The following is a 14048-nucleotide window of genomic DNA, read 5'->3' as shown; positions in this document are numbered from 1 at the left end:
TTGTACATAGATACAATGTCGCCCCGGCTTCTCTGTGCCTAGTAAAATTATATGCTCATTAGCGAATGCAAGTCACTAGAATATTGCCCCCTCTTTATTCAAGTAATTTATTCACGTTGGAAGCATATTAGGCAGCCGGGGATTATTTTTTTTCAACTATTAAACTTACATATATGATTAAAGGAGCAGGATGATCATGAAACTAGAAGATATCATTAGAGAACGGAGCAGCATCAAACGATTTAAGGACATTCCTGTTCCTATTGATACCATCCAATCATTATTGGAAACTTCAACATGGGCACCGAACCATAAAATGACCCAACCGTGGCGTTTCGTCGTGGTGCAGGGTGATAGCCGCCTAAAACTCGCAGAAGCAACCCGTGCATTCATGGAAGGCAAAGAGAAGGACCCCGAAAAGAAAAAAGCAGCCGGACAGCGAGGATATAATAAACTTATAGGTGTACCGATGTTTGTCGCAGTGATCATGGAAGAGAATCCGAATCCCATGACACGTGAAGAAGATTATGCGGCTACAAGTGCCTTGATCCAGAACTTCAGCCTGCTTGCCTGGGAACAGGGAATCGGGCTGATATGGGAAACATACGGCATGATACACAGCATGGAGTTTCGTGAAGCTTTAGGCGTGAAACCTGGCGAGAAGATCGTCGGCAGCCTTCACGTTGGCTATCCCGATATGATCCCTGCCCCGCGTCCAAGGAACGCGATCGATCAACTCCTGACCATTATGGACTAACATAAGGAAAGCCTCCAAATAGAAGATTGGAGGCTTTCCTTTTATGGTTTATGAGCAACACAATGATTAGCGGGGAAATGGTTCATTCCGGTTATCATAATCCCTTAAAGATAATTACATAAATTTTTCACTTTTATAGGAAAACTGCACCCCCACTGTTAGATGATGTCTAACAATGGGGGTGCAGTTCATTTCAAGGAGGTCCCTAAACGCCCATACTCAAAAGAACTCGTGGTATAATGCCTGAATCGCCGTCTCTTCGTTGTGCCCTTTCACACCGAACATCATGCTTACCTCCGAAGAGCCCTGGTTGATCATCTCAATATTCACCTTCGCTTCGGCCAAGGCTTTTGAAGCCCTTGCCGTTGTACCGACATTATGACGCATTCCTTCCCCTACAACCATGATCAAGGCAAGATCATGCTCCACATCCACTTCATCGGCATGTAGCTCTTTCTTGATTCGGGAAATGATTTTCTTCTCGGCTTCACCTTTCATCTGGTCCTGCCTTAGAATTAGCGTCACATCATCGATGCCTGATGGAATATGCTCATATGAAACTCCATAATCTTCAAGGATGTGCAGCAGTTTCCGGCCAAAACCAACTTCCCGGTTCATCAAATATTTGCTAATGTAAATGCTGCAAAATCCTTTATCGCTCGCAATCCCAATAACGGGTCCGTTCGTATTATCCCGTGTATTCACAATGCGGGTCCCTTGTGCCGCCGGATTGTTCGTATTCTTGATATGGACAGGTATTCCCGCACGGAATGCAGGAATCAGCGCCTCATCATGAAATACCGAGAAACCTGCATAAGAAAGCTCACGCATTTCACGATAGGTTAATTCCCGGATTCCCTTCGGATTGGAAACCACATTTGGATTCACCGCATAAACGGCATCCACGTCCGTAAAGTTCTCATACAAATCAGCTTTGACCCCATTCGCAAGAATCGAACCAGTAATATCGGAACCGCTTCTTGAGAAGGTTAACACTTCACCATCTAACGTATAACCGAAGAACCCTGGGAATACTACGATTCCAGGCTCATCACGCAGAGCATATAACCGATCATAAGACTCCGGCAGCACCTTGGTAAATCCGCCTTCATCCGTTACGATCAAGCCGGCCTTCTTTGGATTTATATACTGTGCCTCTACACCACGGCTTTGGAAATAACCTGCGACCAGCTTTGCATTATTATCCTCGCCGCTGGCCTTCAAGGCATCCAGATAGCGCTTCGGGTTAGTTTGGTCTGCATGCAGCAGTGCCATTAAATTTTCATGAATCCCAGTGATGACACTCTCGGATATATCCAGCTCTTCAGCAATGCTCGCATAGCGGGATACGACATCTTCTATCAAATGCTCTCCGTTATCCCCACGCAGCTGCTGTTCCGCAGCTTCAATCAATAAATCCGTCACCTTTATATCATCGGAATTGCGTTTCCCTGGAGCCGAAACGACTACAATCTTTCTCTTTGGATCAGAAACAACAATTTCGAATACCTTCCTCAACTGTTCACCTGACGCAAGTGAACTTCCACCAAACTTTGCAACTTTCATCTCGACATCCCCTATTTCCGTAAATATTCTGTCAAAATCAACTCTCCCTATTATTACGCTTTTTCTCGAAACAATCAAGTGGGAATTCCATTATAGAAGGACATTTGTATTTTTAAAAAGGACAAATCACCAGGACGACTGATCAAGAATGGCTAAAAACAAAGAAAAAGACAACGGGCATATGCCCATTGTCTCTCCTATTTTTTAGCGATTATCCACAGTTTCCGGGTATAAGTCATGGTTCATCAAGCGGTAATTCGCCATTTCCTCATACTTCGTACCTGGTTTCCCATAATTCGTGTAAGGGTCGATGGAAATTCCTCCCCTAGGTGTAAACTTGCCCCAGACTTCAATATATTTAGGATCCATCAATTCGATTAAATCATTCATGATGATGTTCATGCAGTCTTCATGGAAAATCACCGTGAAAAATTCCCAGTCATCTCAACAGTTGTCCACTTCTTACGAGTCACTGGTCACTGGTTTGGTCACAGCTAGAGAAGAAACCGTCAAATTTACCTGCTGCTTCTAGTTGCATAGACGGTAAAGCGTGACTGTATGTGTTCAGCGTAATGTTCACATTTTTATGTCCTAGCCGCTCCTGAATAATCTTCGGATTCACTTTATACTCAAGTAAAAACGTTGCATGAGTATGGCGCAAATCATGCAGCCTTATCTTCGGAATATCCAATTGATCAGCCGTCACTTTGAATGCTCTTCTGAAATTGTTAGAATGCACCCAATTGCCATTTTTAGTACACACGACTAAATCATTATCAAAGTAGGCTTGTTGTTGGATAGCTTTTTCTTTCTCCAGAGCCACAATGACTGCTCTCTAAGTGTTCCCTACTACTTAGTTAACTATTTCCGTAATAAAGGGTACTTATTATGTTGGTTGTTTTTGCTTTTTCTCCCTCGGTATTGTGACTTGCTGATTGAATACCAATATACCTATCCATAACAAAAGGGAGCTTAGTACCCCTTTCCTATTCTCTCCTTTTAGGTACTCCCTATCACTTCTAGTCCTTTAAATGCTAAGTATCGTCAATCTATGCGTCTTCTAAACCGACTACAACTGATAGCGTCTTTGCGCTTTTTTCTTCATCACTTACAAGCTTTGTTCTATAAGTCCATACGGACAATGTCCATAAAAAGTTTGAAAGCCTGGAAATGGCCTACTAGTACCTTGAAGTCACTCCCAACCTAACACATTTAGTTATCCAACATGTTTTAAGCAATATGGGAGCAAAAAGAGCAGGTTTAACTTCAGTCCTGCTCTTCCCTTGTTTCCTGTTCAATTCATACGGTTAGGTTCATAATTCACATTATACTTCTTCGTAAGCTTCTCCATCTCCGCGTGATATTTCTCAAGGAGTGACTGATGTTCAAGCATTTTTTTATTGGCCTCTTCCATCAGCTGTTTATCTTGTTTTTCTAAAGCTTCTTTTTGCAGCCTAAGGGCTTCTAAAAAGGTTTCAGTTGTTTTAACAATTTGCTGGGTCGGTTCTTCAAGCTCTTTAATCTTTGGTTTGAGGTTTTTTGCTTCTTTTACTGCCTTTTCATAAGCAGGCAGCACTTTATTATCAATTTCTGCAAGCATAGTATTATCATCGGTGAAATTTTCTCCAGATACAGATAATAAGGAATTATAGGCCTCTGTTTCCAAATCAGATACTTTCTTTACATCTTTATTAATATATTCGAGAATGGCTTTTTGTTTCTCTTTAGTAGACAATTCTTTTGATTCAGTTTGTTTTTCGGTTTTGTCCCCGAATGTATTGCTCATGCTGCAGCCTGTTAAAAGGAACCCGAGGACTGCCAATAATGTTATGTATCTCAAATTCTAAAAGTCCTTTCTTTTCAGGTTATAGATCTTCAACACTATGATTAGAAAAAGTCAGGTATCACCGAGTCCTTTAGGACGAAATGAACCAATAGTCGCATGCTTTGGGAAAGTATAAAAAAGCTAATTATGCTTAATCAGGCCCGGGTCATTTTTAATATAGGCATCCCTGCGGTTAAAATACCGCTTTTTTTGCACACTTTTTGCCAGTGCCATCATTGGCAGAGAAATGACCAGTGCCGTAAATGCATACCATATGGTAAAAAATGAGAGAATAATATAAACAATAGAGAGCAAAAGAAATCCAGTAAAAAAGAGTAGAAAAACAACATTAAAGGCTATTAATTCACTGATGCGGATTTTTTCCTTTGTCTCCTCTGTATTCTTTTTCAATTTCGCCAGATATTTCAGTTCAGATAGAGTAATTGAATAAGGCTCCATGAACCAGTTCAGGATTCTATTCATTTCGTATTTTCACTGAACATGTCAATTAATTTCTCCCTCAGTGCTAGTTCCCCTTCGGTTTCAAGCCCTTTATAAACCACTTCTTTAATTTGAGAATGGTTAAAAAACACATTTGTGTCCTCTGATAGATGGCCCTGGGGGTATGGGCATCCTACATAATCCCATATTTTATTTTGGCCTTCTTGCTGCTGTTTTCTCCCGTAAATCATTACAGCCTGATGGACTAATTCTACTAAAACCACCGTTCCGATAGGAAGCATTTCATTCCCGTTATTAATTTTTGTTGAATTAAAATCAAATTCTGCCATCAAATATCTTCTCCTCGCTGTTCCAATTAACCATACCGAGATCATTATTCCTGCTTTTCAACGCTTATTCCTACTTTAACTCCTAGCAACATTCTTAAATCGACAACAAACTCCCTGCCGACTTTTATTTCTCCACCTGCTCCAAACGCTGATCCCCCGACTGTCCCTTTAAAATTGTAATCTGTCCAAGGAATATGCATAATACCGGATACTTCTCCTTCGGCGACAGCACCTTTTAACCCTACTCCTACAGAGCTTCCATCTAATCCAGCATAAGCTTTTCCTTTTAATATGTCACCCTGTGCTTCAGCACCGGAGCCGCCTAGAACTGGTATCTTTTTATCAAGCTGGGTTTTAGCCTGTACGTTATAAATAGAACCAGCTGCTTTTACTAATGGAAAAATAGTGGATCCTCCTATACTTGCCTGTGCCTCTGCTTTGCCTATATCCTGGCTAAACTTGCTATCTACTATTTTAGTATCATGCTCTGCGCTGACATGGACACCGCTGATAGCTCCTTTCCCGCCAATTTGGTCTTTCTTATTCCACTCGCCCTCCGCCATCCCCACGCTAGCATTAAGAGTCACTCCATTCTTTGTAGTGGTATCTCCAGGGCCAAGAAACTTATCCTTTTCCTTTTTTACTTCGCCGGTCTTTTCCTTTGCCAATGCTTGCCCTAAGTTGTACACAGGATAATCTATGCCCATCATTCCAAAGAGAGCCTTCCTCTTTCTGGCTTCCATTCCCTGCAATGTTAAATAAGATATTTTTCCCTGCTCCGGCTTAGTCGTGAATATTACTAGGTACCGGGAAGCTAATCCGCTTAACTGTTTAGAGTTATAGCTGCCGACACTCAGCTTTCCAGAAGCTATTTTCGCATCGATTTCATGTACATACTGGTTCAGCAATTGCAGCTCGCTAATTAAAGACATGATTGAAGCAGTCTGCTGGTGGTCGAATTCTTCTAATTTTTCGTTTGTTTCTTTAATTTCCAGTTCAGAATTACGGAGGTTTTGAATCACAGCTGTGTCATCAAGGTATGGAATGGGAGCTATATCCTGCACACTGGCGATCGCTTGGTTTGCTTCACTCGTTATTTCCTGTGTAATTGCTTTCGCATTATATAAAGCGTTTGTTAAATCAGAATGCAAAAATGATTGTCTGATAAACCCTGTATCGACTGGTTCTAATGCTGCAAGAGCAGTCCTCGTTTCTTTTAACTTACTTTCGTAATCAGACAGCACCTGCTTGCTTTTCACCAAAAAAGGATGATGGCAGTCCTCATAGAATGATTTAATAGCTTCAGCACCTTGTCCCTTAAATGAATCGTCTAAAGAAATCAACTCGCGAATTTTTTTTTCGATTGCATCTATTGATTTAATTTTTTCCTGAATGGCCCTAATCGTCTCTTCAGTACCTTGCTCTAAATTACTAACATCTAAAACTCTCACCTTCTTCTCACCTCATTGGGACAGGACCGAAGGAAGCAGCATTCCTTTTATCCATTTCTTTCATTGTTTCAACTGAATTTTTTGCCATCGATTGAGTTTTAGCAAGCAATGCTTTATAGTTTTGCAAGACCTGTTCGAGTAATTGGTTAATTTCCTCAAGCGTGTTTATTAATTGAAGCTCGTTTTTTTCTGCGACTGACTCAGGCAGTGCTGGGTTTAACGCGCTTGACGCCATCTGAATAGATGATAATTCCTTTTCAACACTTCCGTAGTCAATTTTTATTTCGTTCATGGCCACCACTACTTTGTTTTAGATTTTTTACTACCTGCTGCCTGCATATTTAATGTATTTTGTTATCTATTCTTTCAACTCTGCTACATGGCTTTAAATAGAAGCAAACATACTTCTAAGCTGAGCGATTTCAGCCTGCATCTGGCTGATTTTAGAGTCTATCGCATTTAGGCTGTCCTGAAATTGTTCATCCTTCAGTTCTTGATACGTGGCTTGTAGAGTTTGCCGTTCCGTTTCGAAGTCCTTAGCCAATTGGCCATTCCAGCTATCCGCAGTAAGTTCTGGTTCAAAAAACAAATTACGGTATTGAGCCAATTCATCCTGGCAGCCTGCCAGCTTTCCTTTTGCCTCCTGCAAGCGCCTTATTTCTTCTTCTTTTTTTGCAATCATTGAGGAGTAATAGCTAATTAACCCATAGCTCATTGAACATCACCTTAAAATAAATTTTCATATGTATTTGTTGATTTTCAAAACTTAAGCCTGCATTTTAATAGATAAGTATATTGTAACTTATCTAGACTAAACCATACAAAAAACACCATAAACACTCGAAAAAATAAGTCATTTGGACTGGTTAGCTATCAAATCCCATTGGTAAAAAAGTCTTGAAGTGGTGTCTTTATTGCTTCTGTTAAAGAAGTTTTTATAAAGAAAGATTTAACTTGATTAAATACCGCTTTTAGCCAGGAATAGAATAGTACTGATGTATCATTTACAATGCTCCTTGCACTATGTAAATCTGCGAAAGTAATTTCTGAACGTCTAGGGCATAGTAATATTAAAACGACTTTTGACATCTATTCGCATTTATTACCAAATATGCAAGAGGAGGCCGCTAACCAAATTAATAACTTTGCCCGCAAAATCTACTTAAAGTTGCTTCGGCACCGAAATGGCACCAAGCTCCCTTTTTGTGCAATTTTATTTGCCTTCAATTAAGTCTTTGAAATGATTCGAACCCGACCCCTTCCCTGTCAAGGAAGTGCTGAAGGGAAAAGTCACGATATATATGGGTTTCATCGTAACGTTGCTCGTGTCATCCAATAATAAAATCAAAAAAGATGCCTTTATAACAAAGACACCCCTGACTTTACGTATAAATGCTGTGGTCACATATAGTTTATTTTTAAAACAATTTGATCACGGCTTTGGTCACAAATCAAGCCACTTTTATGTGACCACACCGTTTAGCGATTATCCACAGTTTCCGGGTATAAGTCATGGTTCATCAAGCGGTAATTCGCCATTTCCTCATACTTCGTACCTGGTTTCCCATAATTCGTGTAAGGGTCGATGGAAATTCCTCCCCTAGGTGTAAACTTGCCCCAGACTTCAATATATTTAGGATCCATCAATTCGATTAAATCATTCATGATGATGTTCATGCAGTCTTCATGGAAATCACCGTGATTGCGGAAGCTGAATAAATAAAGTTTCAAAGACTTGCTTTCCACCATTTTCACACTGGGAATATAGCTGATGTAAATGGTAGCAAAGTCCGGCTGGCCCGTTATCGGACATAAGCTAGTGAATTCCGGGCAATTGAATTTCACGAAATAATCCCGGTTCGGATGCTTGTTATCGAATGACTCAAGAATTTCAGGCGCATAGTCGAATGTATATTTTGTTCCTTGATTCCCAAGCAGTGTGATATCTTTTTTTAATTCTTCTTCTTTTCTTCCAGACATTAAAAGTCCTCCTAATCCCACGTTTCAGGGAGATTCATAAAATGGGCCTCTATATAACAAAAACCATATCTCCTCAAAGATATGGTTGATTCGCGAAAAATATCAAAGCCATAGTTTTTTTAAGAGGGTGATGCTATGAACCTCTCCCGTTTATCGGGAAATATTTTAAAATTGTCTTAGTAAATATAAAAAAAAATAGTCAATCTGTCAATGCAACTCTCTTAAATTGGGTTTGATTCCTTTATATATTCAGTTTAAAATGGAAAAAGCAGTTCAACCTATCAGAAAGAAGAGAATATACACATGTGGATTTTTGCAGCACTCATCACCAGCTTATGTTTCGGAATCAATAACAGCATTTTCAAATGGAGCAGCGGAAAAGGCTATTCCAAGATCCATATCCAATTTTTCTTTTATTTTTCAGCTTTTATTTTGTCCATTGTTTATGGATTATTTATGGATGGTTTGCAGCTGAACTGGCTGTCCATCATGCTTGGTGCAGCAATTGGTGTACTGAACGCTAATGGTAACATCCAGATGGCAAGCGCCTTTGAAAAAGGGCCGGCAAGCTTGACATCACCATTAATCGCAGCGAATGCAATATTCCCCATACTCTGTGCAGCTTTAATTTTTCACGAACATATTTCTTCCTTGCAGTGGAGTGGAATAGTCTGCATGTTTCTCGCTACATTAGTTATCCAGTATACACCTAACGCCAAAGGTAACCATCAATATGTCCCTTGGATCATGCACACATTATTCTCCATCTTATCATTTGGTGTGCTCGGAATTCTAATGACGACATCAACACGTCTTCATTTAAACTCCCTTGATATCTTAGTATCAATGTATGGAGGCGGAATGCTTTATCTTCTTTCGGCTCTGGCCTTTAAAAAAGAAAAAATCAAGCTAAAGGAAGTCAAAATCGGTTCCTTAGTAGGTTTTTTAAGCATGATAGGCTATGGATGTTATTTCTTTGCATTGAACACCGGGATCGCAAGCATCATTTTTCCTGTCGTCAGCCTGAACTGTTTAGTTGTCGTATTCGCTGGATGTTATTTATTCAAGGAAAAACTTAAAACCTATCAAATTGCCGGTGTTTTTGCAGCATTAATCGGTATTATTTTAACTAAAATATGAATATAGTTCGTTTACAAAAACAACCTGGCTGTCATGTGTACAAGCCAGGTCGTTTTTTATTTAAACGGGAAATGGGGTAGGTCAAAAAAAAAAATGTTGACACATCCTTAAAAATATCAGATAATTTTGAATATTAATTCTTTAGATTTTACAACTTTTGAAATGTTTGAAAAATCCTCTGCCACGGGTATTAAAGAAATAGGTACAACCACCTCATTTAATTCGGAATCAAGAAAGGAAAGATGCATAATGGTAAAAGTTACAGTAACAGTTGATTTCCAAGGAAAATCTTATCAAACTAACGTCCTTGCTAAACCGGGTACAGATCATGAAGTAATTTTACAACAAGCCCTTCATCAAGTTGAAAAACAATGGAAAGCGTAAGAAGGCAGGCATCGTAATAGATACCTGCTTTTTTATTACCATTAAATAATATCCAAAATATTTTTCATATGCACCATTAAAGACCCTCTTTAGCAATTCCCTCCCACTTAAAAACACAAAGACACTAAAATTCAGTCGTCAGTCTGAATAACAAGTAATTTAGAATTTTAATGAAAAAAGCACCTAAATGAAATGGGATTATACAATAAAAGACTTATAAAAAAGACGGTCTTTTTAAGGGCCTTCTTTCAGACTGTAGACAAACTCGATGAAAATCAAGTATGTCTCAGTTTTTATGAGGGTTTATAAAACCTCGAACGTCGATTTCCACTCCAGGCACTCGCTTTCCGCGGGCGGTCCAGGAGCCTCCTCGGCGCCTTGTGCCTGTGGGGTCTCCCCTCGACGCGCTTTTCCCGCAGGAGTCTCGCACCCGTTCCAATCAACTTTGTTTTGAAATTTTAGGTAAAACCCCTTTTGTCTACAACCCCAAAGACGGTCTTTTAAGGACCGTCCTCTTAATGTTCTTTTAAGCTAAATTACTTATTAATGGCACGGATCGTTCTTGGAGGCTATCGGAAAACAGACTATAAGAAATGACTTTCTTCTTGTACTGTTTAACTACATCCACGCGTTCATTGTAAATGTACACAAATAACTTAACATCAATTTTGCCTATTTTAGTATCAATGACTAATGGAGTCCCACTGTCCTCTGGATGTAAAAACAATTGCTCGTTACCCGGGAATATATGATTTTTCTTCAAAAACCTGGCGTTATTAAAATGATTAATAACTTGAATTTTTTCTTCACCTTCCAAACGTTTTCCGTCAAAGGATACGATCGCATTCCCGCCACTAATTTCTGAGTGTATTTTAAATTTGCTGATAATCCAATTAACTGCATCGGTTGGAAGACAGGAAACCAATATTTTTATCAAGCTTAAGATAATTGTCAAAATCAAAACCGGCAATGTCAATTCATCATCTCCGCTACATTTATAAATTAATTCTTATATAACTTATTATATCAATAGGGCTTGCAGTTTTTCTTAGAAGATGTGTCCGTTCTATTAACGTTTTACTTTGGTAAAACATTGTACTTAAATACAATTTCCCTTTATAAATATAATGTTCCGAAATGGTTATACTAAACAAAATGGTTTCATCCACATCCTTCTTAACAAATTTCCATGAATGAGATGGATGGGTCGGTATAAGAATTTATATTTATTAAAATACAAAAAAGCTGGGCGTCATCAAGACGCCCAGCTTTTCCGGAATCGATTATTGATATCCCCAAATCATTGTTAGCATTGTACCGAAAATTGTAACCAATGCAACGAACAATCCGTAATATACGTTTGTGTAAATCGATGCTTTATCTTCAGACTCACCTGCGTGCATGAACATAACTAATTGCAGTGCAGCTTGCATGAAAGCTGTAACAAGAAGGATGATCATAGCCATTTTTAGTGAGAGATCATACATAATAACTGATAGTGCGACCAAAGTCAGGACTAGAGAAAACGCAAATCCCATAACTTGGCCCCGTGGGAATAATTCTTTCATATTACATCATTCCTTTCAGGTAGACGAAACTGAAGATGAAGATCCAGACAACGTCCAAGAAATGCCAGTAAAGTGAAAAGATGAAAGCCTTGTTTGTTGTTTCTGGAGTCATACCGCGCTTTTTGATCTGCATGACGATGAAGGTTCCCCAGAATAAACCAAGTGTAACGTGAGCTCCATGGGTACCTAGTAATGTAAACAAACTAGATAAGAAAGCACTTGTTTGAATGGTTGCTCCTTCATGAACATACTCCACGAATTCATAAATTTCGACTCCCAAGAAGCCTAAACCAAGAATAAGGGTGATAATGAAGAAACCAATCGTTGCTTTCTGTCTGCCAAGTCTCATTGCATTGATTCCAAGACCTATGGTAAAACTACTGGTTAAAAGAAAGATTGTTTGGAACATCAGGGTTGGGAGTTTAAAAAGATGTTCCCCTGTTGGACCATTTCCAGTTCCGTCAACCAATACAAAATAAGTGGCGAACAGTGTAGCGAAAAGAGCTATTTCTGCTCCTAGGAAAATCCAGAATCCAAAAATCTTTAAGCGATTTTCTTCCGTGCTATATTCTAGTGGCAGCGAGTTATCTATTTTCATTACTTAGCACCTCGCAATTTATTTTCAGTTTCTTCGATCTCTTCAACAGAGATATAACGACCGTGATCTTTTTCGAATGAACGGTGAATCATACAAGCAAAGATACCGATCGTTGCAATGATTGCAATGATCCACATGCTGAATACCAATGCAAATCCCCAAACGAAGAAGATACAGCTCATGATAAACGGCACGCCACTGTTATTTGGCATATGAATTTTTTCTACTTTACCACCAAATAATTTAAAGCCTTTTTTCTTTGAATCCCAGAATGCTTCTGTAGAATCAACTGTTGGTACAACTGCAAAGTTATATTCAGGGATTGGTGTATGTGTAGCCCACTCTAGAGAACGCGCATCCCATGGATCGTTCGAAATATTTCTTGATGCATAACGAGTACTCCAATAGATATTGTACACAATAAGTGCAAAACCTATTGCCAAGCCAATCGCTCCAACGAAAGAGAGCATATTCAATGGACCATACCCTGTTGATTCAGAGTACGTATACATACGACGTGCCTGCCCATCTAAACCAGTGATGAACATCGGGAAGAATGTTACATTAAAGCCGATTGTAATGAACCAGAACGACCATTTCCCAATTTTTTCGCTCAACATGAAACCGAACATTTTTGGCCACCAGTACGTAAAACCGGCAAGTACGGCAAATACAGTACCTGGAATCAATACGTAGTGGAAGTGAGCTACTAAGAACATTGTATTATGGTATTGGTAGTCAGCACTTGCCATGGCAAGCATTACCCCTGTTACCCCACCGAGCGTGAAAATCGGAATGAAAGCTAAAGAGTATAGCATTGGAACGGTAAATACGATTTTACCTTTCCAAAGTGTGAACAACCAGTTGAAGATCTTAACACCAGTCGGGACGGCAATTGCCATCGTGGTAATCGAGAAGATACCATTAACCATTGCACCGTGACCCATTGTATAGAAATGGTGAGCCCATACAATGAAAGATAAAGTAGAAATAGCTACCATGGAGATAACCATCGAATTATATCCGTACAGGTTACGACGTGCAAATGTCGAAATGATTTCACTGTAAATACCGAAAGCTGGAAGAATTACTATATAAACTTCAGGATGTCCCCAAACCCAGAACAAGTTCGCCCAAAGCATATCGCTACCGCCATTGGCCATCGTAAAGAATTGAGTTCCGAATAGACGATCCATTGTCATCAACGCAAGTGCCACTGTCAATACAGGGAAAGCGAAAACGATGATGAAGTTTGTGATCAAGATAGACCATGTGAACATTGGCATTTTCATTAAGGTCATGCCAGGTGCTCTCATTTTCAAGATTGTTACGATAAAGTTGATACCAGTCAGTAATGTACCGATACCTGCAATTTGAAGTGAAATCGCGTAATAGTTCGAACCTACTGATTCACTGAAATCGTTACCTGCAAGCGGGAAGTAAGATGTCCAGCCTGCATCAGGAGAACCACCGACTACGAAAGAGATGTTAAATAGCATTGCCCCCATGAAGAATAACCAGAAGCTTACTGCGTTCAGACGTGGGAATGCTACGTCACGCGCTCCAACTTGCAATGGTGTAACAATGTTCATTAACCCAATGATAAATGGCATAGCCATGAACAGGATCATGACGACCCCGTGTGTTGTAAATACCTCATTATAATGCTGTCCATCCAAAAGACCGTTATCTGGAATAGCCGTTTGAGCACGCATCATAAGAGCATCCACGCCACCACGGAAGAGCATAAGCAGTGCTGCCAAGATGTACATGATACCAATACGTTTATGGTCAACCGTTGTTAACCACTCACGCCATAAGTAACCCCATTTTTTAAAATAGGTAATTCCGGCAACAACCGCAATCATGGTTAAACCAATGGCAACCATGGATGCATAAATCGCAGGACTTGGATGAGGTACGGCAAATCGATCAAAGTAATCCATACTTTTGTGACTCCTTTCAGGAAAATATTCCTTATCTTGTAA

Annotated in this window: 16 protein-coding genes, 2 pseudogenes and 1 riboswitch; of the genes and pseudogenes, 4 read left to right on the top strand and 14 right to left on the bottom strand. The window is 39.6% G+C overall.

What is annotated here, in order from left to right; genetic code table 11:
• Positions 1-196: 196 nt before the first annotated feature.
• Positions 197-757, top strand: coding sequence for a nitroreductase family protein (locus ACIQZD_RS20380; RefSeq protein WP_402905889.1), 561 nt, complete (start codon positions 197-199; stop codon positions 755-757).
• 219 nt (positions 758-976) lie between these two features.
• On the opposite strand, the gene ACIQZD_RS20375 is transcribed toward ACIQZD_RS20380, so the two are convergent.
• From ACIQZD_RS20375 to ACIQZD_RS20335, 9 genes and pseudogenes are all read right to left on the bottom strand, one after another.
• Entirely contained in the window at positions 977-2323 is a 1347-nt protein-coding gene (locus ACIQZD_RS20375) for an aspartate kinase (protein WP_402905887.1), read from the bottom strand.
• 204 nt (positions 2324-2527) lie between these two features.
• Positions 2528-2740, bottom strand: a pseudogene (locus ACIQZD_RS20370) (tunnelling fold family protein); the annotation flags it as partial.
• Positions 2741-2792: 52 nt separating this feature from the next.
• Positions 2793-3146, bottom strand: a complete 354-nt coding sequence (locus tag ACIQZD_RS20365; RefSeq protein WP_402905885.1) for a site-specific integrase — start codon at positions 3144-3146, stop codon at positions 2793-2795.
• A gap of 471 nt (positions 3147-3617) precedes the next feature.
• Positions 3618-4163, bottom strand: coding sequence for a hypothetical protein (locus ACIQZD_RS20360; RefSeq protein ID WP_402905883.1), 546 nt, complete (start codon positions 4161-4163; stop codon positions 3618-3620).
• A 126-nt stretch (positions 4164-4289) separates the two neighbouring features.
• Positions 4290-4631, bottom strand: a complete 342-nt coding sequence (locus ACIQZD_RS20355; protein WP_402905881.1) for a hypothetical protein — start codon at positions 4629-4631, stop codon at positions 4290-4292.
• The gene (locus ACIQZD_RS20350; RefSeq protein WP_402905879.1) at positions 4628-4939 is read right to left on the bottom strand and encodes a DUF4176 domain-containing protein; all 312 of its coding nucleotides are present in this window, start codon (positions 4937-4939) and stop codon (positions 4628-4630) included. The genes ACIQZD_RS20355 and ACIQZD_RS20350 overlap by 4 nt, the downstream gene beginning before the upstream one ends.
• 44 nt (positions 4940-4983) lie before the next feature.
• Positions 4984-6390, bottom strand: a complete 1407-nt coding sequence (locus ACIQZD_RS20345) for a T7SS effector LXG polymorphic toxin (RefSeq protein ID WP_402905877.1) — start codon at positions 6388-6390, stop codon at positions 4984-4986.
• Positions 6391-6397: 7 nt separating this feature from the next.
• Entirely contained in the window at positions 6398-6682 is a 285-nt protein-coding gene (locus tag ACIQZD_RS20340; RefSeq protein ID WP_402905875.1) for a YwqI/YxiC family protein, read from the bottom strand.
• A 93-nt stretch (positions 6683-6775) separates the two neighbouring features.
• A complete protein-coding gene (locus ACIQZD_RS20335) occupies positions 6776-7105 on the bottom strand; it encodes a YwqH-like family protein (protein WP_402905873.1) in 330 nt (109 codons plus the stop codon).
• Positions 7106-7396: 291 nt separating this feature from the next.
• On the opposite strand from ACIQZD_RS20335, the pseudogene ACIQZD_RS20330 reads away from it, so the two are divergent.
• Positions 7397-7621, top strand: a pseudogene (locus ACIQZD_RS20330) (hypothetical protein); the annotation flags it as partial.
• A 248-nt stretch (positions 7622-7869) separates the two neighbouring features.
• Here ACIQZD_RS20330 and queF read toward each other — a convergent pair.
• Positions 7870-8370 carry a preQ(1) synthase gene (gene queF, locus ACIQZD_RS20325; RefSeq protein ID WP_034305880.1) on the bottom strand — a complete coding sequence of 167 codons (501 nt, stop codon included), beginning with the start codon at positions 8368-8370 and terminating at the stop codon, positions 7870-7872.
• Positions 8371-8474: 104 nt separating this feature from the next.
• Positions 8475-8520: riboswitch (PreQ1 riboswitch) on the bottom strand.
• Positions 8521-8673: 153 nt separating this feature from the next.
• Here queF and ACIQZD_RS20320 point away from each other — a divergent pair.
• Positions 8674-9510, top strand: coding sequence for an EamA family transporter (locus ACIQZD_RS20320; protein WP_402905871.1), 837 nt, complete (start codon positions 8674-8676; stop codon positions 9508-9510).
• Between the two features lie 126 nt (positions 9511-9636).
• Positions 9637-9894, top strand: a complete 258-nt coding sequence (locus tag ACIQZD_RS20315) for a BA3454 family stress response protein (protein WP_402905869.1) — start codon at positions 9637-9639, stop codon at positions 9892-9894.
• A gap of 526 nt (positions 9895-10420) precedes the next feature.
• On the opposite strand, the gene ACIQZD_RS20310 is transcribed toward ACIQZD_RS20315, so the two are convergent.
• From ACIQZD_RS20310 to qoxB, 4 genes are all read right to left on the bottom strand, one after another.
• Complete coding sequence (locus ACIQZD_RS20310; RefSeq protein ID WP_402905867.1) at positions 10421-10870, bottom strand: YfmQ family protein; 450 nt, start codon at positions 10868-10870, stop codon at positions 10421-10423.
• A gap of 307 nt (positions 10871-11177) precedes the next feature.
• Positions 11178-11462, bottom strand: coding sequence for a cytochrome aa3 quinol oxidase subunit IV (gene qoxD, locus ACIQZD_RS20305; RefSeq protein WP_241590063.1), 285 nt, complete (start codon positions 11460-11462; stop codon positions 11178-11180).
• Position 11463: 1 nt separating this feature from the next.
• Positions 11464-12060: a cytochrome aa3 quinol oxidase subunit III gene (gene qoxC, locus ACIQZD_RS20300; RefSeq protein WP_241590064.1), complete on the bottom strand. Its 597-nt coding sequence runs from the start codon at positions 12058-12060 to the stop codon at positions 11464-11466.
• Entirely contained in the window at positions 12060-14006 is a 1947-nt protein-coding gene (qoxB, locus tag ACIQZD_RS20295; RefSeq protein ID WP_402905864.1) for a cytochrome aa3 quinol oxidase subunit I, read from the bottom strand. The genes qoxC and qoxB overlap by 1 nt, the downstream gene beginning before the upstream one ends.
• Between the last annotated feature and the right edge of the window lie 42 nt (positions 14007-14048).

Source organism: Peribacillus sp. NPDC096447 (assembly GCF_044762725.1).
Classification (GTDB): Bacteria; Bacillota; Bacilli; order Bacillales; family DSM-1321; genus Peribacillus.
Note: the sequence above shows the minus strand (reverse complement) of the source record. Positions and strands in the feature narration are given on the sequence as shown.